Origin of the sequence: Arenicella chitinivorans, assembly GCF_014651515.1 — a bacterium.
Lineage (GTDB): Bacteria > Pseudomonadota > Gammaproteobacteria > Arenicellales > Arenicellaceae > Arenicella > Arenicella chitinivorans.
Genome location: NZ_BMXA01000007.1, coordinates 87,741 through 113,400, shown reverse-complemented (window position 1 = coordinate 113,400; position 25,660 = coordinate 87,741). Strand labels below are relative to the sequence as shown.

Annotated in this window: 27 protein-coding genes; 14 read left to right on the top strand and 13 right to left on the bottom strand. The window is 42.1% G+C overall.

Features of this window, described 5'->3' with window-relative positions:
* Positions 1 to 122 precede the first annotated feature (122 nt).
* The 4 genes from IE055_RS15610 to IE055_RS15595 form a co-directional block, all read right to left on the bottom strand.
* On the bottom strand, positions 123 to 494 hold the full coding sequence (locus IE055_RS15610; RefSeq protein WP_189402615.1) for a hypothetical protein: 372 nt from the start codon (positions 492 to 494) through the stop codon (positions 123 to 125).
* A gap of 2 nt (positions 495 to 496) precedes the next feature.
* On the bottom strand, positions 497 to 943 hold the full coding sequence (locus tag IE055_RS15605; protein WP_189402614.1) for a hypothetical protein: 447 nt from the start codon (positions 941 to 943) through the stop codon (positions 497 to 499).
* Positions 944 to 1,009: 66 nt separating this feature from the next.
* Positions 1,010 to 1,924 carry a hypothetical protein gene (locus tag IE055_RS15600; RefSeq protein WP_189402613.1) on the bottom strand — a complete coding sequence of 305 codons (915 nt, stop codon included), beginning with the start codon at positions 1,922 to 1,924 and terminating at the stop codon, positions 1,010 to 1,012.
* A 30-nt stretch (positions 1,925 to 1,954) separates the two neighbouring features.
* Positions 1,955 to 2,731 (bottom strand): hypothetical protein, encoded by a 777-nt coding sequence (locus IE055_RS15595; protein ID WP_189402612.1) that lies wholly within the window; start codon positions 2,729 to 2,731, stop codon positions 1,955 to 1,957.
* Between the two features lie 223 nt (positions 2,732 to 2,954).
* Here IE055_RS15595 and IE055_RS15590 point away from each other — a divergent pair, with 223 nt between their 5' ends.
* The 9 genes from IE055_RS15590 (at position 2,955) to IE055_RS15550 (ending at position 8,705) form a co-directional block, all read left to right on the top strand.
* On the top strand, positions 2,955 to 3,179 hold the full coding sequence (locus IE055_RS15590; RefSeq protein ID WP_189402611.1) for a hypothetical protein: 225 nt from the start codon (positions 2,955 to 2,957) through the stop codon (positions 3,177 to 3,179).
* Positions 3,180 to 3,204: 25 nt separating this feature from the next.
* The gene (locus IE055_RS15585; protein ID WP_189402610.1) at positions 3,205 to 4,077 is read left to right on the top strand and encodes a replication protein RepA; all 873 of its coding nucleotides are present in this window, start codon (positions 3,205 to 3,207) and stop codon (positions 4,075 to 4,077) included.
* A 214-nt stretch (positions 4,078 to 4,291) separates the two neighbouring features.
* A complete protein-coding gene (locus tag IE055_RS15580; protein ID WP_189402609.1) occupies positions 4,292 to 4,933 on the top strand; it encodes a ParA family protein in 642 nt (213 codons plus the stop codon).
* A 6-nt stretch (positions 4,934 to 4,939) separates the two neighbouring features.
* Positions 4,940 to 5,266, top strand: coding sequence for a hypothetical protein (locus IE055_RS15575; protein ID WP_189402608.1), 327 nt, complete (start codon positions 4,940 to 4,942; stop codon positions 5,264 to 5,266).
* Positions 5,267 to 5,268: 2 nt separating this feature from the next.
* Positions 5,269 to 5,559, top strand: coding sequence for a hypothetical protein (locus IE055_RS15570; protein ID WP_189402607.1), 291 nt, complete (start codon positions 5,269 to 5,271; stop codon positions 5,557 to 5,559).
* A gap of 7 nt (positions 5,560 to 5,566) precedes the next feature.
* A complete protein-coding gene (locus IE055_RS15565; protein WP_189402606.1) occupies positions 5,567 to 6,406 on the top strand; it encodes a GIY-YIG nuclease family protein in 840 nt (279 codons plus the stop codon).
* Positions 6,407 to 6,562: 156 nt separating this feature from the next.
* Positions 6,563 to 6,733 carry a hypothetical protein gene (locus tag IE055_RS15560; protein WP_189402605.1) on the top strand — a complete coding sequence of 57 codons (171 nt, stop codon included), beginning with the start codon at positions 6,563 to 6,565 and terminating at the stop codon, positions 6,731 to 6,733.
* A gap of 193 nt (positions 6,734 to 6,926) precedes the next feature.
* Positions 6,927 to 8,057, top strand: a complete 1,131-nt coding sequence (locus IE055_RS15555) for an FxsB family cyclophane-forming radical SAM/SPASM peptide maturase (RefSeq protein ID WP_189402604.1) — start codon at positions 6,927 to 6,929, stop codon at positions 8,055 to 8,057.
* A gap of 51 nt (positions 8,058 to 8,108) precedes the next feature.
* Positions 8,109 to 8,705: a 2OG-Fe(II) oxygenase family protein gene (locus tag IE055_RS15550; RefSeq protein ID WP_189402603.1), complete on the top strand. Its 597-nt coding sequence runs from the start codon at positions 8,109 to 8,111 to the stop codon at positions 8,703 to 8,705.
* Positions 8,706 to 8,811: 106 nt separating this feature from the next.
* Here the strand turns inward: IE055_RS15550 and IE055_RS15545 are convergent, their stop codons facing one another.
* The 7 genes from IE055_RS15545 to mobQ form a co-directional block, all read right to left on the bottom strand.
* Positions 8,812 to 9,255 carry a 5' nucleotidase, NT5C type gene (locus tag IE055_RS15545; protein ID WP_189402602.1) on the bottom strand — a complete coding sequence of 148 codons (444 nt, stop codon included), beginning with the start codon at positions 9,253 to 9,255 and terminating at the stop codon, positions 8,812 to 8,814.
* Positions 9,256 to 9,331: 76 nt separating this feature from the next.
* Positions 9,332 to 9,466, bottom strand: coding sequence for a hypothetical protein (locus tag IE055_RS17980; RefSeq protein WP_268244551.1), 135 nt, complete (start codon positions 9,464 to 9,466; stop codon positions 9,332 to 9,334).
* A 29-nt stretch (positions 9,467 to 9,495) separates the two neighbouring features.
* The gene (locus IE055_RS15540; RefSeq protein ID WP_189402601.1) at positions 9,496 to 9,759 is read right to left on the bottom strand and encodes a hypothetical protein; all 264 of its coding nucleotides are present in this window, start codon (positions 9,757 to 9,759) and stop codon (positions 9,496 to 9,498) included.
* Positions 9,760 to 9,767: 8 nt separating this feature from the next.
* Positions 9,768 to 10,082, bottom strand: coding sequence for an META domain-containing protein (locus tag IE055_RS15535; RefSeq protein WP_189402600.1), 315 nt, complete (start codon positions 10,080 to 10,082; stop codon positions 9,768 to 9,770).
* 13 nt (positions 10,083 to 10,095) lie between these two features.
* Positions 10,096 to 11,124, bottom strand: a complete 1,029-nt coding sequence (locus IE055_RS15530; RefSeq protein WP_189402599.1) for a hypothetical protein — start codon at positions 11,122 to 11,124, stop codon at positions 10,096 to 10,098.
* The gene (locus IE055_RS15525; RefSeq protein WP_189402598.1) at positions 11,117 to 13,570 is read right to left on the bottom strand and encodes a TraM recognition domain-containing protein; all 2,454 of its coding nucleotides are present in this window, start codon (positions 13,568 to 13,570) and stop codon (positions 11,117 to 11,119) included. The genes IE055_RS15530 and IE055_RS15525 overlap by 8 nt, the downstream gene beginning before the upstream one ends.
* A gap of 121 nt (positions 13,571 to 13,691) precedes the next feature.
* Entirely contained in the window at positions 13,692 to 15,428 is a 1,737-nt protein-coding gene (gene mobQ, locus IE055_RS15520) for a MobQ family relaxase (protein WP_189402597.1), read from the bottom strand.
* Positions 15,429 to 15,860: 432 nt separating this feature from the next.
* Between mobQ and IE055_RS15515 the strand changes: the two genes are divergently transcribed.
* Genes IE055_RS15515 through IE055_RS15505 form a run of 3 tightly spaced genes read left to right on the top strand, consistent with a single transcriptional unit; the run spans position 15,861 to position 17,578 of the window.
* Entirely contained in the window at positions 15,861 to 16,199 is a 339-nt protein-coding gene (locus IE055_RS15515) for a hypothetical protein (protein WP_189402596.1), read from the top strand.
* A 13-nt stretch (positions 16,200 to 16,212) separates the two neighbouring features.
* On the top strand, positions 16,213 to 16,569 hold the full coding sequence (locus IE055_RS15510; RefSeq protein WP_189402595.1) for a hypothetical protein: 357 nt from the start codon (positions 16,213 to 16,215) through the stop codon (positions 16,567 to 16,569).
* Positions 16,562 to 17,578, top strand: coding sequence for a radical SAM protein (locus IE055_RS15505; RefSeq protein ID WP_189402594.1), 1,017 nt, complete (start codon positions 16,562 to 16,564; stop codon positions 17,576 to 17,578). Before IE055_RS15510 ends, IE055_RS15505 begins: the two co-directional genes overlap by 8 nt.
* Positions 17,579 to 17,715: 137 nt before the next feature.
* Here IE055_RS15505 and IE055_RS15500 read toward each other — a convergent pair whose 3' ends face one another.
* Complete coding sequence (locus IE055_RS15500; RefSeq protein ID WP_189402593.1) at positions 17,716 to 22,419, bottom strand: GAF domain-containing protein; 4,704 nt, start codon at positions 22,417 to 22,419, stop codon at positions 17,716 to 17,718.
* Between the two features lie 671 nt (positions 22,420 to 23,090).
* Between IE055_RS15500 and IE055_RS15495 the strand changes: the two genes are divergently transcribed.
* Positions 23,091 to 24,110, top strand: coding sequence for a hypothetical protein (locus IE055_RS15495; protein ID WP_189402592.1), 1,020 nt, complete (start codon positions 23,091 to 23,093; stop codon positions 24,108 to 24,110).
* On the top strand, positions 24,107 to 24,676 hold the full coding sequence (locus IE055_RS15490; RefSeq protein ID WP_189402591.1) for a hypothetical protein: 570 nt from the start codon (positions 24,107 to 24,109) through the stop codon (positions 24,674 to 24,676). Before IE055_RS15495 ends, IE055_RS15490 begins: the two co-directional genes overlap by 4 nt.
* A 92-nt stretch (positions 24,677 to 24,768) precedes the next feature.
* Here the strand turns inward: IE055_RS15490 and IE055_RS15485 are convergent, their stop codons facing one another.
* Entirely contained in the window at positions 24,769 to 25,575 is an 807-nt protein-coding gene (locus IE055_RS15485) for a DUF2971 domain-containing protein (protein ID WP_189402590.1), read from the bottom strand.
* Positions 25,576 to 25,660: the final 85 nt, after the last annotated feature.

Sequence of the window (25,660 nt, the reverse complement as noted above, 5' to 3'; positions counted from 1 at the left end):
GCTTGGTTGTAAAAATATAGAACCTGAGCCAAAGCCCCAATAAGTTAGTTCTGGATACTCCATTTTTCAACTAACCACCTTCATTTGAAATAAAACATATCGAATCTGTAAATGCTTTTGTTTTACATCTCGAGTAAATCATCAAGAATATCGTCAACTCCAGAGGCCTGTTCTCTAGCTGTCTTAAAAAGATCACCTAAGGCGAGAGAACTTTCATTCGCTTCCCAAACAACTCGTCCTTTGTCATCAACGATACAAAAGCCAACGCCTTCAATCCAATGATACTCATCCTCATCGGTAAAATATTTAGTACGTAGATCGTAGACCCCCAATTTCCTACCTTTATATTCGGTTTGTAAGTATAGAGGAACAGATTGTTCTGTTTCGTAATTTAATGCTCGGGGCGCATCTTTAACTGTCCACTCAACATTCCCGTTAGAAGTTTCACGGATTAATTTTGTAATCAGCTGTGTTGTTTTACTTTCAGTACTCATAATTAATCCCATTTTGAATCTTTTACCAATTGCTGAAGTGTCGTCATCAAGCCGCTTAGTTCTGTGTAGCGTTTCCACGCCTCATCTTCTGTAAGACCAGAAAGGTTTCCATCCAAAACTAGGCATTTTTTAGGGTGAAGCTTAGCTAAATAATCATCTAATTTCTTTTTTTCAACTGATGGCAACTTGGGCCTTATACTTTCAAGTAAAGCTTTGATGGTTGAAAAAGTTTTTAAAGCAGAGGTTTTATCAACCTCCCATTCTTTCAATTGATCGGATAATTGGGAAGCCGATTTCGCCAAATCTCTATTGAGCTCAGGTAATCTTGCTCTACGCAGAAAAGAAATTCTAATCTTTCTTGCCTCAAACAATATCAATATAGTCACTATCAACCCAATAATGGAGCTTACGGAGCTGATGGTATCTAGACTAGGCATCCAATTACTCATTTACTAAATCTCTTTTTCAAAAACTAAACGGTTTTATTGATAGTTATTTAAAGACCATGTAACTAATTAGCTGTCAAAGAAAACGTCTTTAGCATTCATATATTTAAGCCTCTCAAACCTTTCAGACTTATTTTCAACGTCTTCATAGAGATATTCTAACTCGTCGATTAATCCTATTTTATCAACATCATTTTTAACTGCGTCTAAATACTCGCGCAGCATAGCGATATCAAAATTCAGAGGGTCAAAACTTTTTATAAAATCAAGGTGGTCTGATTTACCCTTGTATGAGAGCAGAAAAATTAACAACTCCTTCCATAAGATATCTTCCAAAGAAAAGTCCACATCATCTCCCAAGATAAACTTATAAGCTTTAGACTTTGAACGTACTTCATAGGTATATATATTTTTTCTATAGGATTCGTTTCTGATCACACTGTAAATTTCGTCCACCACTTTACGCACTAACTTTCCAATAAACTTCTTAGTCTTTCTAGTATTAGAAACAAATGAATCACCAAGTATATTCGAGCTAAATTCAAGCTCTATATGCTTATCTAAGAACGAAATTAGTGCCTCTTTTTCTTTAGACAATTCTTTTACAGTATCCAGACTATATCGGTCATACCTGTAACTTTTATAGAATTTAGCAAGCAATGACAAAAACTCATTATGTGCTTTACCTAAGCGTAGATTCTGTTGTTTCTGGACTCTTGAAATTAGCTCAGAATGATTGTGTGTTATTAGAGTCTTTTCGAACTGGATAGGATCGATTCCATCTTCATACTCTAGAAGTATGATCGACACCTTGATCAATCGCTCCAGTCCGACGGATAGATTATAGAGGACACTAAAAATTTCTGTTTCATGATGAAGGTACTCGATCTCATGGAGGGCGCGCAATCCATCGTAAATAAACCCGCCAGCTACTTCTATTTCTTTTAGAAGTTCAAAATTTTGCCAATAGTCAGATAATTTCATGACGTCTACGCATGCCCAAAAAGGATCTATTTAAAGTTTCGCAAATTCATTATCGAATCTTGATGCGTTGTCAGCCGCATTTTCTTGGGACTGTAAATCTTCCCGATACTCAGCCCCATATTCTCGAACAATATCACTAGAAATATTTTTGTAATTTTTATGGAATATGGATGGAGACAACAAAAAACTCTCTTCGTCAGGAAAGTTAGCAAAAGCTTGATAATAGATACCGGTTTGACTATATCCACACCAAACAAACAAGGCTCGATATAGCCAAATGAACATTTCTTCAAGAATTCCTATTTCACTAAGCTCAAGACTTATAGATTCGTCACTTAAACACTCGATTAAAACATCAGCCATCTCGAGTACATAGGAAAAATGATGGTAATAGTCCCTTTCTAGGCAAAACCTGAAAACTAGAATGCAACCACTCACAAAGCTTAGTGGTGTGCGTCTACCCAAAAATTCGACTTCAGAACTATCAAAGTTTTCATCTCTCAAGAATACTAATAAGCCGCCGATAACGGCTTTCAATGATTGATTGTCTGCTTGCCGAAGATAGCCGTGCGGTAATATGGCGTTTAACCATACAAACTCTCCATCACCCTCTTCGATTAACTCATGGATGCGAGCCATATCCGACCACATAGCATCGAATAAATAGGAATCGGCGGGCCCTGAGCAATATATATAGCTGGAGCTAGGAACTAAATTTTCTATTCGGTCCCTAACTAAGGGCCCGGCATTAGAGCCAGCAGCATATAAATGCCATTTTGAACTCGCTTTTTCATCGGTATCATCCAAGATTCTACCAAGATGGTTGATTGATTCAGCCCCAGTAACCTTGCAAAGATGATGCAGCCAAACCTTGGTCCGAATAGACTTTTCTAGCTTAGTAGCCTTCGCGTCTCTTCCTCTACCTCTACTAGCCATATGACTTCCCGATTTAATTGGCAATAAATTTGGGGGGATAATGTTTCATTACCTTTTTATATTGCGTTAACAACGTAAAGTAAAGGTAAACAACATGAACACTACGCTAGATTACTTGCAAAAGACGTATGGCCCTCTGTTGAAGATGGGCGCTGTTGCAGAGTTTTTAGGTCGCAGCCCAGAAGGACTACGCGTATCACTCTGTAAAGATGATCCTTTATCGCGCCATTTGAACGCAGGCAAAGTAAAAATTGGCCGCAGAGTCTATTTCAAAGCTGATTGTGTAGCTGAGCTCCAAGAGAAATTCTCGGCTGAATAGCCAACGTCTTCGGCTGATAATCACCATGACACGCCATCAGAAGCGGTTGATCGAGGGTGCCGCTGTTATTCAAATGCACAGCGCCTTTCAAGCTGGCGCAATAGGCTATATGCCCACAAATCTCATAAGAGCAACCATGCCACACAGGGCTACTCAAGAGAGAATATTTGAGCGTGTTGACGGCAAGCTTAAAGTGACTTATGCCGACGTAAACGGAGTAGGACTCCCCTATGGAGGGCTGCCGAGAATAATCATGGCTTGGGTAGCTGCTGAGGTGATGCTTAAAAAGTCTAAACACATAGATATTCATCGTTCACTCGCTCAGTTTTTGAAGGTGTTGAGCATGACATCAACAGGCGGAGAGAAAGGGAGCATTAAGCGGGTAAAGAAACAGTTTATAAGCTTGTTCTCATGCTCCATCGGCCATCACTTTAAAGATGACGACAAGGAAACGATTGAAACGCTATCTCTGACTCGCAGACAACAATACTGGTGGACACCTCTAATCGAAACCAGTAGTGGCTATAACGGCTCATTTATAGAGCTCTCTGATGAGTTCTATAACCACATTCTAGAAAGCTCGGCTCCCGTAGACATGAGAGCCCTGCACCTGCTCAAAAACTCGCCTATGGCCATGGATATATATATTTGGCTCACTTACAAAATGAGCCATCTAAAGAGGCGTGTTGATATTTCTTGGGTAAGTCTAAAAGCACAATTTGGAACTGGGTATGCAAGTGACAAGAAAGGTTTAAACCGATTTCAAGAAGCCTTTAAAAAATACCTGGCGACGATAAAGGCAATTTACCCGGATGTGAATGTTGAACTTAAATACGGGTTTGTGCGCCTTCACCCTAGCCCAACTCACGTACCAGCCAAGACAAGTAGTTGTGGATAAGGCTGTGAATTCAGATATTTATCCACGCATAAACGGTAGTTTTTCCTTGAATGCATTTACGCATAAATGGGGGTTTTTCTTAGCATACTTGGCGGTATTTATACGCATATTTGGGGGTACAACCTAATATGAATATTGATATCTATAAACCTGTAGTTAAACAGGTCGAAATTGTGGACAACTTTTTAACCATGAGACTTTGTAAAATAATCCTATGAATAAAATTGCTTTCATATCTCAAAGCGGCAATGTGATGAAATCCAGTCTCGCAAGTGCAATGGCAGTCGAATGCGCCATAAATGGGCTTGATGTAGCAGTAGCCGACCTGGACAAAGAACACAGAACCATATCTCAATGGCTCGCCGCAAGAATAGAAAATGAGATCAATCCAACCTTTCATGTTTATTGCGTAAACAGCGCTAAAGACGCACTAAATTGCTTTAGTGATGAAAGCCTGGCAATCATCGATGCACCCAGTAGAGCAACTTCAGCGACTGCCTTAATAGCAAAAAATGTTGATCTCGTAGTTCTACCAACGCCTCCCAGCAAAAAAGACATCGACCTGTCGCTAGGCACACTTTATCAACTAATAAATGACGGCGTTCCAATGAATAGGCTAGTGTTAGTTCTTACGCGCGTAGGAACAGCTGCAGAATTGAACCAAGCTATCGACTATATAGGGATGGCTAACTTTGGTGATAGATCGCCGCACGTTCTCTCAAGTGTGATTTGGGAACGTGTCGGTTATCGTGGAGCAATCAACGACTCTTACTCGATTACTGAGACATCTTTCCAAACACTTAACGACAGCGCTAAAGCAGTTATCCACCAGTTGTTATCAAAACTTCTCCGGTAATTGCGCGTGAAAACAGAAGATCAGAAAAACGTTTTTGCAGAATTGCAGAAAAACAGAAAAACGCGAGGGAAAGGACTGGCATCACCTCCAAAGATATCTAACGAAGTGGCCAATACTCGTTTGCCTGAGCAATCTGAAGCAATTCCACTTAAAACACAAAAGCCAAGACGCACTTATCGAGTTAGCACTTATATCAGCGAAGATGCTGGAGAAGTTTTAGACCAGTTGACTCTGGCCATAAAAAGGAAAGAAGGGAAAAAACCCAAGATAGCTGAAGTACTAGAGCGATCACTTTCAGCTTTGAACAAACAGCTTTTAGATAACCAGGAGTAAATATGACTCAAACAGTCCACAAGAAAAAGTTAGAACTAGAAAAAAAGTTACGTAAAGTTGCTGAGCGAGAAAAACAGTTAAAGAACCAGCTCAAGGCCATCGACGCACGAGAACGAGAAGCTGCCAGAAAACAAGAAACTAGAGCTAAAATAATTCTAGGTGGCTTCTTAGCATCTCGGATAAAGAGGAAAGATCCTCAATTCCTTGATTTGCTAGAAGTTGCGCTAAATGAAGTCTCTGACAGAGACAAAAATACTCTAATAAACTATCGAAATTTACTTTTAAACTCCTGAGCTATTTATGAATTTAACCCAACTTTACTTGTTGATATTTCCGGAGGAAGAATGCTTCAAAATTGGTAAGGCAAATGACGTATTTAAACGAAGCAAAAGCTTCGCATGGCTTGCTGAACCGGATTACGATAACTCTTACAGCCTAACACTCAATGAGCGTAAGGTTTATCAAATAGAGAAGGCTCTTCATCTTTTTCTAGATGACTATAGCGTTGATAAGGGTAATGGTGACGGCCACACCGAGGTTTTTGAAATTGAAGGTCTGACGTTCGCATTGGAGCACATAGCCACTTTTTCAAAACGCCATCCAAGCACAACTTTGAAAAAGGGAATTGAAAAGCCTGCGCCCATTGACCGAGAAGAACTTACGGAGAGAAAATTAAAATCTAATCTGGTCGGGCAAGTTAATAGTCACTCTGCACAAGTAATTCAACTGGCCAAAGGCGTTGAACTAGCTCGTAGAGTCATCAACATTTTTATTAAGCGCCATCACAGAATACCTTACCAATTCACAATAAAAAACGAATATATGTACTTGCGCTTCCCTCAATCTTACATGCGCATAAAAGGATATTTTCTCGAGTCTCTCGCCTTTGACAGAAACCCGACTCTAGGTAGTTTTAGCTTTAAAGGGCGATCTGTTCACTATCTGTGTGGTATGGGTGATAGCAACGTATTTGAATACAAGATACCTCTGAAGCTTACTGATATCGATGGAGCAATCAGCGACACCCCATTGAACGAATTGATATATCCATTACTAGAGCCCCTTACGAAACTACCAAGCAAATCCAAATCGTTAAAGGAAGACTTAGAAGCTCCAGAGCCGAAGTTTGGATTTATGTAGCTGAACTAAAGTTGGTTTTTTTAATCGTGAATATCGGAATTAAGCCTGACGATAAAAAGCTCGAAGTCCGATTAAGTCTGAAGACTACTACAAGTAACTCGAAATGGATATAAACTAACATTTGTAATTTTTGAGCAACTGGGATAACTTGTAGTCATGAAAGAGAATTCAACCGAAACAGATTTGAAGCAAGAAGCTTTGCTTTCTCCTCAAACAATTGGTGACGACGTACCGAAAGCTATAGCTATGGCAATTGAAAGCGTAACAAGGGACCCAGACCCAACTTTGAGTCATTACGACTTCAGTGATCACACAAATCACAACTAGGAGCAGACTTTGTCAGATTCTTCAAGCATCAATTCCGAAAACAAGTCAGTAGAAGAGTTCCAAAATATAGGCACTCTTAAATCCACTGTAATTGAGCATGAAAATAAGTTATCTAAGGAGAACCTTAGCGTAAGCGCACCTAAAGCAATTCTTTTCGCGTTAAGGACCCTCGAGGAAACTGGATGCGCTCATAATGATCATCAGCAACATCATGACAGCGATAACCGGTGATTTACAAAATTCTAAACTGATCCCCTTTCATACATTCATACTGAAAATACAAAGTAGGTGCAATCTAAACTGTAACTACTGCTTTGTTTACAATAGAGAAGATACATCCTGGAAGTCCAAGCCAGGCTTAATCTCAGAAAAAACAGTGCAAAAAACAGCTCAACGTATTCTTGAGCACAATCAGTTTCATCAAAAAGAATACACTTCCATAATTTACCACGGCGGCGAACCTATGCTTGGAGGTTGTAACCATATTGAAATGGTTACTTCTATACTAAAAAGCACGCTTGAAGCTGAAGGCATTGATTGCAGATTTGGAATGCAATCAAACGGTTTACTTTTCAACGAAGAAATGGGAGACCTGATGCTAAAACTCGGCCTCAGAACTGGTATAAGCATCGATGGCCCTCCTCATATCAACGACCGATTTCGCGTTGATCATAAGGGGAGAGGGTCTGGACAAAAACTACACGAACGTCTCCAGCTATTAACTTCAGCTAAATATAAAAAGCTTCTTTCGGGGTTTCTTTGCGTAGTAGACCTAGATAATGATCCAATAGAGATTTACGAATATCTGAGATGCTTTAATCCACCCAGCATGGATTTCTTATTACCATATGATAACTGGCATCGGTTGCCTTATAAATTTGATCAAACTGGAACAAACAATTTGTATGCAGACTGGTTTATCCGGCTCTTTGACCACTGGATTGAAGATAAGAACCCAATTCCTATTCGTACTTTTGACAGTATGCTAAGAATTATGTTCGGAGGTAAAAGCTTGGTTGAGTCAATGGGAGTCGAACCTGTAGATTTGGTAGTAGTGGAAACAGATGGAGCTATTGAAGCGGTAGACTCTTTAAAAGCCGCAAAGGATGGGATAACGGATTTATCTCTTAATGTATTTAATAATTCCTTTAACGAAGCCGCAAATCATTCAAGTGTTGTTGCGCGACAACTTGGTGCCAAATCGCTTGCTGAAAAATGTAGATCTTGTGATCTGGTTAATATTTGCGGGGGGGGGATACATTCCAACAAGATATTCCAAGGAACGGGATTTCAACAACCCAAGCGTTTACTGCACGAATCATGAAAAGCTCATTCGGCACATTTATGACACTGCGAGTTCTTATGTCAATTGACCATGAGTTTGTTTAATCTAGAAAACAACGATCTCGTAGCCCATCCATTTAGACACTCTACAGGAATAGGAGTGCTTCCTAATAATTTGGTTAGAGATGTTCTCATCTGGTGTAGAGAATATCCAAATTGGAAACATAAAACCCTACCCGATTTTTTGTCGCTTTATTCAAACCGCCCGGCTCAGGATGAAATACCTAAGTCCATAAGTTGGCTGTTCTCTGATGAAGCATTTTTTTCAGCTTTACGGCACGTACAAAAAGTGTATGACGTGGAACTTTCTTCTCAAATAGATATACAATTTCAAAAAATGAGTGAAAACGACTACGTTAAAATTCACTCCGATCATCACTCGAAAAAGAAACAGACTCATAGATTTCTTATTCATTTTAACGAAGGTTGGACCGAAGAAAATGGAGGATACTTTATGGTTTTTGGCGACGATAACGGAACGCCGAATTTGTCTGATAATCGAACATACCTTCCACTGTCTAATTCAGTTTTCACGTTTGAAATTTCAGAAAAGTCCCATCATGCCGTTTCAAAAGTACTGAAGGGGGATCGCTATACTTTAATGTACTCATTTCGTGCGAAACGATAACTTGTCTATTAAAACAGGTGTCTGGTCCACCAAAAAGCCTCATTCGTAGAGTATGTGTACATCCAGGTTATGATCCACGCAACGTACTTTTGCTCGATAAGAAACTTTAAATTTCTAAATATCGCGCTATGGATTCCCAATTAGGGAAAGCTTTGCTACCGAAATGAATAAGCTCTCCTTGGAAATTTTCCTGGCCTTTTCCTTGAACATTGTCATCAATTAAATAGTCACCAATGTTCAAAGCTTTATTAGGCGAAATAATTAGCTTTTTACAGAAATTGAGCCCAAAGTATTGCTCTATCCATATTCGCTTCTCGATATAACTATTCGGATTTCGGACCGATGGTGAAGTCAAAATATAAGGGTCATACTTATTCGATTCAATTAGTAGATTCACGGTTTCAAGTGCTTGCGGGAGTGGTTCCAAGTGAACAAAGAATCCACACTGTGAGTGCGGCCACGTAATCTCAGGCCTATCGATGAGCGATTGCTTATAACTGTTCTTGAAGTTACAGAGCGTGTCATCCATGTCGATATATACAATTTTCATACTAAACTAGCTCACTGGAATAGTGTTGACTGTGATCTCCTAGCCTTACTAACTTGAGCACTTTAGATGCCAATCATCAATCGTTTTGAGCATCCATAAAGATAGCGGATATATAACGAGTACAGAAGATAATAGCGTCGCCAATGGTAGCGAGATCGATGTTATTGGCGCGGTTGCCGTAGTAGCTATGCCCGCCCCGATAAAATGCCATAGTTTCATTCATATTCTCCTGTTGAAAGTTTAATCACAAACCAGAATCGGCGGGTATTCTTTCTGGTCTCGGCAGTAGCACAATCCACCAGCGGCTTCATGTGGTGGATTGTCTATAAATATCAATCCTCCTTTCTCGACAACGGTCGTTCGGTAAAAGACCTTATTGACCTCAAGAAAATAGACGCCAGGCCCACGCTGACATATAGACTCTCTAGTGACTTCTGCGTCATGCGAAAGTGCTATAAAACTTACAGCGAGCATGAGAACAGCGCTCAAAATAATTGTTTTCATAACGCCTCCTATTTCGGTCTGCACCAGACAACGAGTTGAGTCTTGCCGAGCTTGTGATCGTCTTTCTCAACCAACACTTCGGCATGCCGGGAATACGGGCACACCTCACTCATCGCGATCTGTCGATTCAACCGTCGCTTTTTAACATCCGTGTTGAATATGCGAATCAGGTATTGCTGATCTTTGCCCTGAATAGGTTCTATACTGTATTTCTTGCCCGTAAACCGTTGTCTCAGTTCCTCTACAGTTTGGCCAAGTTGTTTATTCGGCATGCAGCCGCTTAAGGTGATGGTCGTTAAAATTAGTGCGATGATTTTTTTCATCTCTGTTACCTTCTTAATCGATTAGCTTCGAAGCGGCACGTTTACGGCGCTCAAGCTCACTTAGTTGCTTTTTGGGTTTCCGTTGCTGCTTTGGCTTAGGTTGGTTAACAGGTTGCTGCCTACGAATTTGTTTGACTGGCTTTGGTCGCAAAGCTTCTCGTTCAGCCTGAGCTCGTTCGTATTCGCGCTGTCGTTCCAGAGCAGCTTGTTTGATTTCTTCCTGGCGTACATTTGCTGCTTTGATTGCTTCTGCTCGGGCAGCGAGTGAGATCTCTAAATCCTTAAGTTGCTTCCAGTTCTGCAATAACGAGTTATGGGCATCTTGCCATTCGGTCAGAATTGAGTTGCGTAGCTCCATTTTACGTTTTGGCATCAGCTTGTTGTTAAAGATGTCGAGTAGATCTGCGGCTTCCCGCTCAGTACTCGACAAACGATCTCCCCACTGCTCAACCAGTTCGAGCGTCTTTACTCCACGATTGATTACATCTTTGTCCGTAAAGTCATCTGGAAGCTCGCTCAGCTCGCCGTATACGGCCAAGTCGCGGTTCTGGATGATCTGCTCGGATAGCTGCTTAAACTTCGCCTCAGCCTCGAACCGTTGGGCGATTGTTTGTTCATTTGGTTTTGCCTGAGCCAGTGCGTTCACCGCGTTCCGCGAGATTGACACTGCGCTTTGTAGTTCCCTGGGCAGTGCGTTGTCTATCACAAACTGATCAAGCTGGTTCGCCATACTGTTAATCTGGTTAACGCGTTGGTCGAAGGCGGCAGATATACGGGCTATATCGGCGTTAGTCTTGGCCAGCCTGGCGGCGGGTTTGTAATAGCCAAAGAAGACAATCATCGACACCAGGAACAAAACAATGATGCCGATGGGTATCCAATCAGTCCTTTGCCAGTTCTGCTTTGCTGCATTACTTATGCCGTTTTCACCAACCAGCTCGGGGTATTGCTCACGGATAGGATGAACCTGATTCGCGTTCGTTACTGTTCCGTGATCGAAACCGAATAACTGTCGGATCATGTGACTAGGGGAATCAATCATTATTGCCTCCAAATGAGTACATTGGTTTGGTGGCAATCACGTCGCGACGAATTACACCAGCACGCCTGAATACGACGAGAGCTAGACCCTGACGTGATAGTAGTGATTCGATTTCGTCAGCACTGACGATTTTCGATGGTTTGATCTGCACATCGGCATACGGTTCTTTGATGTCGGGGTGGTCAGGCATAGGTAGCCGCAACAACTTTCTAAACAGCAGGTGCATTTTGAAACTGCCGTATAAAAGGTTCTCAGAGCCGGCAACGTGCCCCATTCTGCCGAAGTTAATATTGCGATTAATCATTGGCTCTTCTGGCGTGGCGTGCATGATCTTCGCGGTTCCTGAATGCACAAATGATTCAACTGAAAAACGCGAATCTGGAAAACCGTTAAAACGTTCTACGACGGTGCGCCATACTTCACCTACTCGCTTTGCGACAAATTCATCACTGAGATTGGTTCTTGGGGAAAACGCGATCAGATTGGCGAAGTTGCCCAAAAGTTGCTGAGTCTCTTCTCTACCCAATCGGCTGTTAAGGCCATCAAGGTTTTGGGTAGACCAGAGCATGGCTAAACCGAGAGATCGTGCGATGGGTACCATTTCGAGATCCGCTTGGCCAACCAGGTTCTGAACTTCATCGGCAACCATCAACACTTGAGCACCACCCGCTTTGCGCCAGCCATCGCCCCGGAGCTTAACGGCTTGGTATATGCGGCGCATGGCAAACATGGAAATCAAGTTACCTGCTTTGCCATATTTGGCTTCAGGCAGAGAAAGTCCGATCAGAGAGCCGTTACATACGTCCTCGATACGCTCGCCCGTTGCGCAATCGTTCCAGCGGCTTAGGTAACGGTTTTGAACCACCGGCGTTAACCAGGTCTTTGCCGTGACCATCACGGATGATTTAACTCGGTCTGAATACTCGGAGTATTCGATCAGCCAATACTCACATGCTCTGGCGAACAATGGCGTTGGCTCGGCGACTTCCCGCATTAAGGTTTCTCGATCTTCCTCGTCGTCCAATAATCGGAAGATCGCCTTGATCGTGTAATCTGAATCGCTTTCGTGCAACAGGATGGCGGCATTTAGAATCGCATTTCTGGCCGCGTCATCGAAGATACTGACCTCTTTCGATTTACCACCAAAGATTGCCTGGCAAGCGTCGGCTATTTCTTCAGGATACAAGCCCTCAATAGCGTTGTAATCACAGCGATCAGGTGAGATCACGGTGTAACCTGGAGCGTCTTGCAGCTCTTCAGCGAGTTGACCCTTACCATCCAGAACCAGCAAACCACCTGCTTTGTGATTTAGCCACTGACTGACCGTCGGGCGGATGATGGCACTCGTTTTACCTGTTCCTGATGCGCCTAATGCGCACAGATGCGTTGATAGATCATTCTGTGACAGTGTCACGTTTATTCCTTCAGACGACGGAGCAAAAGGATCTCGTCTAGATGCCAAGATGCCAGTTGATTCGCCAAAGTGGAAAATGGGCGAATCGTCTTCAGCGGCTTTCATTTGCTGGGCAATTTTAGCTTTTTCAATGTTCTGCCAATAGTCGCGGCCAGCTGAGTCTCTTAAATACTCAGTTGCCGATTGTTTGGCGGCTTTATCCATCACTTCCGCTCGCAATTGGCTCGGCGCTGGCTGCGTCACTTCGTATACAAACAGCGCGACAATGAGCAGGAACAAAACCGTGCTCTTGCTTGCCATTCCAAATGCTGTGAAGTCAGTTGGTAGCCAAGTCGCCAGCATTAGAATGACTCCAGCGAAAAAGAACACAATGCGTGTTTCTCTGATCTGTAAATAAAGGGCTGAGACTTCAAAATCTGCGGCCAGTATTTGGCCAACAACGCTGTCACCCTCAGAGTCGATATCGCCAACACGGTATTTATCGGCTAAGTCGTCTGGCACTCTGTTGTTTGGGAGCAAACGCACCAAGCATCTTGAAAGCACATCAAGCGAGGCTTTTTCTTCGCTCGAAGTCACCAAAACGGAAGGCAATAGCCAACGCCAGATGTATGATGATGATAGGCAGGGTGCAATAGCAATGAACACGGCCAAACTTGTCCAGAAAGCCATAACGAGCTCGTATAGCTCCCAGGTTGAGTTCAGTGTCCAGGTAAACGACCATTGAAGCAAAGGCACTAACAACAATAAGCCTGGAAGGTATTTGAAGGTACGATCAAAATGCAAACGATCCGCACCGTAATTTGCAAGTAGCGAGTGGTAGGCTCTCTGTATTTTCCAGTCTTGAGTGCCATGCGGTTGCATGCCCAGGTATTGTGCTTCGGCGGGTATGTCTGTTTCCCAATACACTCCAATAGGCACGTTGCCTCGCCATTTAATTTGAATTGCTTTTCTGATCGCATACTGCCCATTCCAAAAACAAAATGAGAACGCAGTCAAAAATCCGCGCAGGGTTAAAAACTCGACTAGACCCATATAGAGCCTCCCGCGCAATATTTGGTATATTGCGAACGATTTAACGTTAAAAACATGAATTGAACCTCGTGTGTGACGTTGAATTAGGGGCTGGTGCGCCAACATCAGCCCCGCCTCATCTTTAGTAGCCTAGATCGTCTTCCTCCTTCTCTTGGGCTTGCTCCGCTTCGGCTAACTTTTCTTCAGCCTTATTCAGCATTGAATCTATTTGCTGACGCTCGGAATTGACCTCTACATTTTGTGAGCTTGGCGTATTTTGAATCGGGTCAATATTGTCGAGTTCAGGCTGCTCAAGTCGTTCAAAGTGTTCTTTGTGATCCTTGAGCGCTAACTCTGCCTCGGCTTCCCTTCGCTCGAACGCTCCTTTGTAATACTCAGCCTCTTGTTTGCTACCAGCATCAATCTGAGCTTGAGTGTTATCGGGTTGAATTTCGGTGTCTTGGTTCACGGAGCCTCCTGTAAACGAGTTAGTGTTTGATTCGAGTTGCTGTTGTGCGGCGGCGGATTTTTTCTCCACTTCCGCCAGTAATTCACGATTTGATTTGATACGGTCTTGAACTTCAGAGCGCGCTTCTGAGCGTTCCGAAATCTGTTTTTGAATATCCTCGTAATGCGAGGTTTTCTTCTCTACCTGGCCACCAATATCGGTTTGCGTATTGGCTTCGATTTCGGTTTTCTTGATCTTGTGTTCGTAAGCGGCTTTTGATGATGCTTTTGATATAGCGTCGTCCATCGTTGGCGCTCGATGCTCAGAAATCGTTTTATGCATCGACTCAAACTTTTGCGCCTTCTCTACCTCAAAGTCCTGCTGACGTTGTTCAAACCTCGCCTGCCGTTCAAACCATCCTTTCTTGGTCGGCTCAGATGCAGAAAAGCTGTGATACTCGCTAATGGCTTTGTGAATTTCCCTGTCATGCCATCGCTGATATTTTGAGTGTTTGTCTTGCAGTTCTTGGAACACTTCGCCCCGGTTTTCATTGACCTGGTCAACAGCCGCTTTGAGCCTTTCCGTTTTCTTCAAATCACGGCCAACTTCTTTACGTTCTGCGTAAAGCTCAGACAGTTCAGAGCTCAATTCGCGTTGCTCTTTGTGGAGTTGTTTTAACTCACGCAGTGCTTGCACTCGCTCTTTGTTCAAATCACGGATTTGCTTGTTGAGTTCGGCTCGTTCAGAAAACTCATTACGACGATCAAGCGCATTTCCACTAGGCCCGATATGCACAGTAGGCTCTCGGTCAATTCCTTGATCCTTCAAACTGCGACTATCAATGCGTTCCTCTTGACCTGATCGTTCAAGAGCACGGTTAGCGTGTTCTTCCCAAGCCTGGCGGATGTTATTTACTTCTAATTTTCCACGCGGGTTGTCGCCACGAATTTCATCAAGCTCTCGCGTCTTTGCACCAAAACCTTGCTCATCAATTCGACGAGTGGTCATCAAGATATGTGCGTGATAGTTGCGATTATCGCCTTGTGCATCTGGCTCATGAATCGCGTAATCAACGCCCGTTTGATAACGATCAGAAAGATGTTGCGCGTAAACTTCAATCAGATCTTGACGTGACTCTTTATCTAGCTCATGCGGAACAGCAACTAGCACCTCGCGCGCGACTGTTGAGTTTTTACGAGTCTCCGATTGCTCAGCGGCATTCCACAAATTCTCTCGTTGATTTAGTTCACGAGGTGAATTTTCGGGTAACACAATGCCCGTCGTTTCTACACCATTCCGATTGGTGTAATTATGGATTTCGCCCGTGCGAATATCTTCTATCGAAGTGCCACTTCGATACGCAGCGGCAGCGGTGGCCGAACGGCCTTTAGATCGACTGATTGTCTGTACACGACAGCTGTAGATCGCCATAAAAAATTCAAACCTTGGTTTTAATTTTTACGCACGCAAACTGAAAGTTTGCATAAGTGCGCCCTTTAATCTTCTTACGAAAATTTTACGGGATGGGCTTCTACTGAACACCTGTAGTGTTTACTAGATTCGCGTAATTAAATAGAGTCGGCGAGTAAAAAGATGAGGGTCTCTCAAACTCGTCTAGAAATTGAAAGACAAATAGGAGGAATAGAGGCTTTTGGAGATTGGATTCAAGGATAGAGAGGATATTGGGCTTACATAACTAGAGCTTTCGGCCATTAACTATATAAACAGTAAAAATAACTGCCTTAGACGAGGGGTGTAATGCAATGTGTTGAGCTTGAAAGTAAGCAGCTCCGACTATCGCACTCTTTACAAATACCTTTCTTATCACTTAAGCTTATTGAGTGAAAATTAAAGGTGTTAACTATGGAAATTAAAATCACACTAAAAAATGAGGAAGTATCTTTCGATAACCTTGGTCGAGTCGTCGTTTCTAATGCAGAACTAAAGGATCAGATATCAGCTTTAGTCGATCAAAGCGAACTCGCAGCTTGCAACACTTGTACAAATACATGTGGTAATTCGGTTAACGCATGTGGGAATACGGCCAACGGTAGCTGCTCTTCATCTTTCATGAGTTTAGAAGAAATAACGATAGCTGAAGATGTGACATTCATAAACCCAGAGTTCAACGCTTCTATTTTAGAAAGAAAAATGAACGGTCAGGAAATCAACGTCGAATTCAAAGGCTTTAATTCAAATTAGATAGGAGATAAGCATGCAAGAAAAATTTTCTTTAGCTAATGATCAAGTACTCATTGATGAGCTGGGCAGAGTTGTAATTTCTGACCAGATTCTAAAAGAAAAATTAGAAGCTATAGTTGATAGCGGTGATTTGGTCGCGAGCAACTCTTGTACAAATAATGGAGCTTGTGGGAATGATGTAAATGCAGGAGGGTGTGGCAATACAGTCAACGGCAGTTGTAATTCATCTCTCCTAAACAATGATGAAATACTCATCCAACCAGATAACGTTATCATAAAAAATCCTGATTTCAATTCACAGATTTTGAACCTTAAGCTAGAGCAAGTAGATACGATCAATATTGAGTTTAAGGCGCTAAGAAATGTCTGAGTTTGATAGCAAATTACTATCTACGCTTGACAATAGAAGGCTAGAGTTATTTCTTTTTCCTACTGAGCAATGTAATTTTAGGTGCACATATTGCTATGAAGATTTTGAAATAGGTCGCATGAAACCTGACGTTATTACCGGAATCAAAAACCTTATAAAGAGACGAGCCGGTGAATTACGTTACCTAAGGATTAGCTGGTTTGGCGGAGAGCCATTATTAGCGGTAAATGTCATCGAAGAAATAAATTCTTTCGTTAACGATCTTTTCTTAGGTGATAAAGATTTTATATTTGAGTCAGACATGACAACCAATGCATATCTGCTTGATAGCGAAAGAGCAAAAAAGGTAATTAGTCTTGGGGTGACGAACTTTCAAATATCCTTGGATGGTATAGAAGAAATTCATGATTCTACTCGGAAAAAAGCTAACGGCTTGGGGACTTTTAGTACGATTTGGGGAAACTTAGTTCACTTAAAAAAACTTCCACTAGAATTTCATGTAATGCTAAGGGTGCACTACACCCCTTTGACTTTTTCAAAACTACCTGAGCTTGTAGAAATGATTAACACCAATTTCTCGGATGATAGTAGGTACTCAGTAATTTTCAAATCAGTCGGAAGGTACGGTGGTGATGACGATATAAATATTACACCGATTTCTAGAGCTGATGAAATATTGGTTGAGAATAAACTAAATGATCAGATACTTGCTAAACAGTTAGTTAATTCAACAAACAAAAATGGCGACTTTAAAATATGTTACGCAGCAAAACCCAATGCGTATGCTATTCGAGCAGACGGCCGACTAAACAAATGCACGGTAGCTTTAGCTGATAAGTTGAACGATATTGGTAAAATAAATAAAGATGGCACACTTGATATGACAGATCGATTGCATCAAAAGTGGATTAAAGGAGTGCTTACAAAAGACACCACCGCACTAGAATGTCCGTATGGCACTATAAGGCAGAGTGGTTCAGTTGAGAGCATAGATATAGAACTTACATAGGAATTGCAGTTCAACTTCTTTGCAATCTTCTCAGACCGTCAAGTGCCGGATATGGTCTAAACTAACTTCTACATCTACATCTATATGCTATCAATCATGAAAGATCTATTTGTCACCAGATGGGGCTTGTAAGCTGGCTAATGAACTAAATCAAACTCCTTCATGAGATCCGCATACTCCTCAAGCTCAAGAATGGATGAATGACCTGGTTCGCAATTAGACTGTAGTGCAATTTTGAGTGCTTCACCTTTATCGATTCCCAAATATTTATCCCAATGTGGATGATTTCTAGTGGCCGAATTTATAGGCCGAGGTGGAAAATCTCTAATCTGATCCAAGCGATTCTCCAAACGAATCCTTGCAGTCTTAATAACTATATGAGCCAACCGATAGCTCTCGAACTGTTTCTCGTCATATAGGATCTCCATTGCTTGAGGAAGAGTAATGCCATTGATAGGCTCTCTAAATAAGGCAAGAATTGGAAAATACTCTGGTGTTTGATAGAGGCACTCTCCTAGTCCCCACTCCGCAAATAACTTTATAGCTTCTGGTAATTTTCTTTCATATTTTATTGTCTCTACCTTCTTGGCAATTTCATCGGCCTGCGTTGCTGTACCAGCGCCATCTGAAGCCCGCAGAACACTATTGAACTTTTCAAAAATAGGATGTGAAAAGAAAGCATTGTTACCCCTCGATTCATAAACGCGCTTTAACAGTTCTCGGTCATCACTGCTAATTTCATTGGGAGCCTGCGTTTTCATTAGTTGCAATATATCCCGAGAATAGTTGGCCGGATTTCTAAAGTAGAAACCAATATCCTTCACTCTCTGGACACTTTGCTCTTTGAGTCTCTTAGTAAATACCCCTATTAGACCTTTTCTGAAGCTCTGATCTACCTGCAAGTTATCTTCATCAATTGAGCGCCACTCACTAAGAATCTCTCTGGCCGGTTTAGGTTTGCCGACTTGAACAGCGCTCATTTTCCCGGGATGATCTGAATAGCTAACAGATTGATCATAGGCATTGCATGACCTCTCAAAGCCTTCTCTCAGCGGCGTTCCATCAGGAGCAAATAACTTCTTGTGTACCTGATCAACCTCTCTGCTTGAGGCATATAAAAAAGGACTATCGACCTTTCCAATTACGTATTGACTATCGATCGCGATCGAACGACCAATGTCAACACCATCTACGCCGTTATTATCGGGCCTCCATTCAACCGACAATCTACAAACTGAGTTCTCTCGATAGAAAAGCTTAGCGCCATTTCCCATCATTACGTGTTTCCTAACAAATTCTTCGTCCGAATAACGTTCTTCATCACGCAGAGCGACATAGAAATCGTAACCGGTGTAATAACCCAAAAGGTATGGTCGGATGTCTACTACGTTTTGTTTCTCACCCTCCCGAATGCAATAAATCATTGCTTCTTCTCTAAGTGGATAGAGACGACTATCCAGAAGCCAGTTGATGTTTCTCCCTCTTATAAGCCCTCCTTCATCAAGAGGAAAGCCATAGTGTGCTTGCTCGATATAATCTTCGTCCAATGAGTTAATTTTGACTCCGTTACAGTCATATCGGTATCGCTCATAGGTATTGTTGTACTTCCAACCCAAGAAAGTTTCCACGTACTTATGAGTGACTGTATCGCTGTGATAAGTTGTGTCTTCAATTTCAGCGACAGGCTTAGCCAAGCCAGGTTCATCACCATTGGCATCAACTACCTGATTATCTCTTTGGAGGGCCAGATCGACTAATCCCTCTTCAAGAGCAAACCTTAATAATTGTCTATCCGATCTGATTAGACCAATCAGCTTTTCGATATCTTTGGGACTAATCTCTAGTAGAGGCTTTTGTTTAAAAGCCTCTAAAAAGCTTAAGTCTTCTTTTGAGAATAATTTTCCTTGAGAAAAAGCATCATGGAGAGCCTTAATATGGGAAATAGGTCTCTGGTAAGACAAAAACTCAGCAAGATCAATTTTCTCAGATATGCGAGGATTTATCTCAAAACTGCCATCGGAAAAACTTTCTAGTAGTTGGATTATCTCAGCGAAATCGCCTTCAAGCTCATCCACTACATAGCTCTCAGAATTTGCAATCAACCAATCCACTACTTCCCTATCCCGTCCTAAGTCTTTAACAAAAACCTCCAAATCACCAAGATTCTTGAAGTCTTTTGCTGACAATTTTTCGCTTGAAAAAATATAACCATCAAAATCTCGGCGATGAGTCAAAAATAGGGAGCTAGCAGATTCAAAGCCAGATGATAGTTGAACATCCCAGGAAACCATCATCTTCTGTATCAAAGTAAGTGACTGCCAAAGTAAAGTCTGTGCTGACACCTTACTTCTACTCAGACGACCAATCATTGCGTCGATTTCTGACAGGTCACTAAATCCTACAGCCTGCTGTGCTTCCGGCGTCAGAGCTAGTATAAATGTTAGATAATTTCGAACGGCATAAGCCAGAAAGTCTGGATTCTTAAGGTCGGTAAAGTCTTGTGTATCAACCGGAGCAAATATTGCTCTATGTTTTTGCTTAAGGTCTTCTTCGTACCTCCAAGGTATAAGATCTAAACCATCCGATAGAATACGGTAGCTCTCATCCAAGACAACTGAATTAACTTGGTCAGAGAACTCAGGATAAAGAGACAATAGTTGAGCCGGAAATAGCCGATATTTGTCTGGGTCAGATTGAACCAACTCACTCGAACTAATAAATTTTTCTTCGCCTAGTTGAGTAATTAAGGCTAGTAATCTTGCGCGCTGATCTCGAACGTTATCAATGAAAGCATCATCATATTTTCCGGTATTTAGCTTGTTAATAACTCCTGCATCTACGCTAAACCACTTGCGAAATATAGTATCGATTGAAGACATATGATCATCCTGATTTATCTTCAACTGTTCCTGAAAGATTAGGTTCCGATGAAACGTCGCCTTGTCAAACTCACTCTGTGCGAATGACTGAAGCTCATCAAATCGATGCTCAAGCGACTCTACAACCTGACGAAGTTGCGCAATGTCGACTCGGGACGCTTGAATGTTGCGAGCGTTCTGCACGACTACATCTGTAATCGTACGTTGAGCCTCCAAGAGCGTATCAAGTTTTTCACTATTGCTAAGACCAATTCTCGTGAGTTGATCGAGTTTTAGATCAACCACGTCTAATCTTTGTTCAAGAAAATCCATCACCACCTCAAGCTCAGATGGGCCGCTATCTGATGAGCTGGAAAGTAAGGAGACAATAACTAAAGCCGCACCTGCGCCACCACTAATGGCGCCCAATGTCGCAGTACTGGTGAGGTTACCAGCACTGATTGCCTTACTTACTATTTGACCAGCTCTGATGAGTTCACTTGCCGAATTTATTAATAAGAAAGCCTTATTAACTCTTTGCTGAAACTCCGGAGAGTCAGACAATGCTCCCAATAATAGAAGCGTGTTCTGAATAGCTAGACTTGCCTCTCGTCTCAGCTCAAATTCACTATTGATTTGTCTTACGTCTAATTTGAACTTTCGGTCTTTAAGATCTTGCACTTCTTCGTCAGTCCTCACTCCATTAGCAAACGAATCATACGAGGTATCCCGCAAGAAATTATTCATAACCTCTTGGCGCTGCTGTAGCTGTTGTTGACTCTGAATAATAGCTTGCGTGTAAAGATGCTCTCTCACCAAAGGATCGGCAAGCACCTCTAATATTGCGCCTTGCTTAACTTGCTCTAATTGAACTTCGCTTAATGATTCTGTCAGCTTTTTGTCTCCAGCCAGTAAAGCGAGCATTTGCTGCTCCATATCACCCAGTTCGCGACCAATGAGATTTTCAAGCTCCTCGATCTCCCTCTTAAACTCGACAGAAAACTCGTTGAGCAACTTATTCCCTGGCTCATTTTTAAAAGCCTCTCTAATCTGATCTTCAGTCCTAATATCCGTTGGCAATGCCCCTAAAAATCCTCCCTCCCTCAGCGCATTAAGATGTGTTTCTATTTCTCCACAGCTCTGCGGTTCGGCCAAAACCAGATTCCCACAAGTGGAAACATGGTGTCTGAATAGAGCCTCAGTAATGAATTGAAAGTCGTCTCCTCTCCCATCCTCTATCGCTCTAAGCCTTGTCTGATTTTCAGCTACCCATTTTCCTAAATAGGTCATTTTGGAAGGTTCGTACGCATGACAGAGTTGTCCACCAGCTCCCAAAGAACCCTTGGCTAAGCCTTGGGCTAGTGGTGCCGTAACCTCACCAGATATTGATCCACACTCTCTAGTTGCGATTCCACCACCACCAAGAACATAATCCATCCCCGTTTGTTCCTTAATTCGCCCAGATGTGGGGATGAGCTCACGACCTCTTTTAATCAAATTTAGGTCAAGTTTCGCTCTAACTTCAGCCCCAACTCCCGTGACTTTCTGGACCAGCTCAGAGCTTCCAACCCTACCAGCAAGATTCCCTCCAATACTAAAGTCATGCCTTCCGCCTTTAAAAGATACAGCGCCACTAACACGATTCTTATGATCATTGAGAATAGCAATCATATTGCCGCCATGACGATCACTACCCCTTAGCGTGTCAGCAAGCATTAAGAGCGCGATACTATTTTGACTGCGGTCGATTTTTGAACTGAGCCTACGTTCATAATCACGATACGAGGGCGAATATCGGTTGATTTCTTCAGGCTGCAAATCTACACGAGCGATGTTATCTAAATCGAGGTTGCTGGTGGATCCTTGTGCAAGTACTCCGTAACCTGTGATTGCAAATAATAAAGTACCAAAAGCTATCGTTTTTGAGGAACTCAATTTACGCACCTGCTTCCTTTCAATGGTTTGAGGGGTTGCTTTGTTCATTAGTCAATTATATTCATCCATTGATATCATCCGCTTCAAGTATCTCAGAGCCAATTTCTTATTTCAAACAGCCCCTAGATTGCCTTATTGATAGATTAATTGGAATAGCGCGGAGTGGTCAGCTGATCAGGGGTAAGTCCAATCTCATCCATGTCATGGGTCTCTTTTTGGGGAGAAGGTCACTAGTATTCCTTACCTTAGCAGGATCGTGAATATGGTTTCGATTTTACTTTTTCAATAAGTTTACCTGTACGTTAAGAGTCAAGCGTACGCTTCTCATCAAAACAAACTGGGTACAAATTAGGTACATTGATCAGCTTTTACCAATTCCTCAAAATTACGTTAAACTACTGGTATTAAATTACTTTTTATATCGTCAGGTTACGCGTAAGTTATCCTAGATAATTTACGGTCATTGCTTCAAGTGCCGACTGAAAATCCCCGTGTCGGCAGTTCGATTCTGTCCCTGGCCACCATTTTATTCCCGCAATATCAACCACTTAAAGTCAACTTAATTGACTGCTCTCGTTGCATGGCGTCAGAGCAAGTTCTTGGGCTACAGATGGGCTACAAATTACCTTATTAAACACAACAATTACCATTTGAAACTTGACTCCAGACAGTGCATTTTAGATCACAATAAATTTCATTAAATTCGGGCGGCACTTTCTATGACGAAGAAAAAGGATAAGCACACCAGGGAGGAAGAACCGATAGATAAGGGAAACAATGAACCTCAGGATGTAGAACGCAAAACACAGCGCAATGACGACCTGCCCCAAAAGACTCCAATTAAGGCAAGTCTGATTGAGTCGGCTGTCACAGCCACCACGCCAGATTCAATTAAGGCATCTCAGCTAGACCCTTTTAACGGGATTGGTGAGTCTGCAGCAGATGCTCTCAAAGCGATGAAACCAGACCATTCGGACATAATGAAATCAGCAATGGGCTTGAGCACCTGGGAGGCAATGCAGAACGCAACAAAGTCCATTGAGCAATTCAGCAATACTAATCCATCAGCAGTGAACATAGGTGACTCATTAGAGAGATTGACCAGTCTAACAAATCAAATGCGAGAAGTTGAAACAAAGCCCATATATCAAGTAGGCCACGTAGAAATCCCTACTTTTATGCCTAACTCGCATGGAGACGCAGAAATCCCAGAAGAATTTCAAAAAGCCACAAATCAAATTGTTGAAAAATTAGAACAGCAGCTTGTAGAAAAAAATTCTCAACATCACCAAATGACTGAAGTATTTGGCAATTTCGTAACTGAATTAAGCTCCATGAATACGCGCCTCGGCCAAGATGCAGTGAATTCGGAAACCCACGCCAAACAGTCTCGTAATTTAATGTGGATTAGCTTAGTAGTGACCGCCGCAATAGCCATGGGCGCGCTTATTCAAAACCATATCATTAACATTGACTCAACCAATGTAACTCTGCGGCTAATTGAATTAGAAGAGAACAACGCTAAGGGCCTAATAGAGTTAACTTCAGCAATAGAAGATTTGAAACCAAAAATCAACATTGAAACACGCAGCGAATCTACCCCAGCTGTTGACGATGAGACAAGTATGAACAAATCATCAGCACGAGAAAGTCAAGAGGAAATCAGCCCAGTTAAGGCCGCACCTAGCCAGAACAAAGCAGACAAAACAAATCCAACAAAAATAGTTATTAATCAATGAAAATTTGCAACCCACAAATAATTGCGCTGATTGGTGTTGCATCACCAATTGTTTTTGGCGGAATAGGTTTTGCAGTTAGGCATTATTTATATGAAAGAGAAAACATTAAGGTTGTTTTTGAGGCTGAACTGACCAAACATCCAGAATGCCTCAAGAAAGAATTTAACCCCCACGACCACTATATTAATTGCAGATTGCGGCTTTATAACTTAGGCAAAAAAGCAGCACATATAACCAGTATAACCGGGACGGGGATAACTAATAATCGACCTAAAATGAGGGTTGATTTTTACGGCGACGACCCTTGGGAGCGTGAAATAAATCAAGAGTTCAACAAAGGCGAAGATACTAGTTTCATAACAGAAGGGCGCTCAGTTGAGGAAGAAATAGCATCGATATTGGACACATGCAACGGTGTTCTTCAACCCAACTCGAGTCCAATGGAAATCACATGGGGAATCGAACACAAGGGAAGGGAAAAAATAAAAAAACAACTCTGTGTCAATATTTACACTGCTGAGAATGAAGGCGGGTTTTCAATCTACACGGACCTGCAAAATTTCTAATTACTACCTTGAGCTGAATGGCCATGTATTCGCGAACTCTGGTAGCAGCTTTTAGGTCCCTTCTTTTTCAGTTACAGACGCGCTATTTTGTCCTACGTAATAATTTTAGTTTTATAAGTCCCATCTGATTCAGACCAGGCCAATCTCCATAAACGTACCTGGCTACTTGTATACTCTTTAATCAGGGGGATATACACCTCACTAAAATCAATTCCTAGAACAATACCCACGAGGCTTTCTCCATACCCCAGATCAAGGTGTTCTCGAGTGTCAGGGTCTCGATCATAGATCAATGCTCTAAACTCTTGTTCGCCGCGCCAACCATTGTCTTTCTTCAGTAAATCGGGCTGGAACTCTTTTTGAATGTGAGCCTTAACGAATTCACTAACATTTCCACCAAATTCCGCATCTATCTGATCAAAATTACCGAAGGACCCGATACTTTGATTCTCTAAAAAGAAATCATCATAAGATATTGACTCAGCAGCCATAAGTTTACCGGGCGGTATCATTTCGACGATCTTTGATTCATCAAATAAAAGGCAGACACCCTTGTGCCTATCGCCGTAATGCGCCCACATGTTAGGTAAGGCATAACACAGCCCAGCTTGAGTAAACAAGGGGTGAATGTTTGGATCAGACTTACTAAAGCAAAACATTTTCACATATTCTGTTTGGGCTCTTTCGAACTCTGATAAGACTGTTGACTCAAATTTAGAGTTTGCTCCCTCCCAACTAATTCCCGACCATCTGCGACGTGACTCTCTCGGATCGTTAGCCGCTGTTATTGGTCTAAATCGGATGCTATGCGTTCTAAGTATCCCTTCCAAAGCAGTTGGCATGGTTGTGTAGTGAGCTAAGGCTTTTTCTGGAGGAATGTCTTTTAATAAATCGATCATCCATGGAGTTTACTTGCCATACGTTATCGATGAAAGCAATGCTCGTGAAATAACGAAGACACTTTGAGCAACAAGTTCTTTAGCC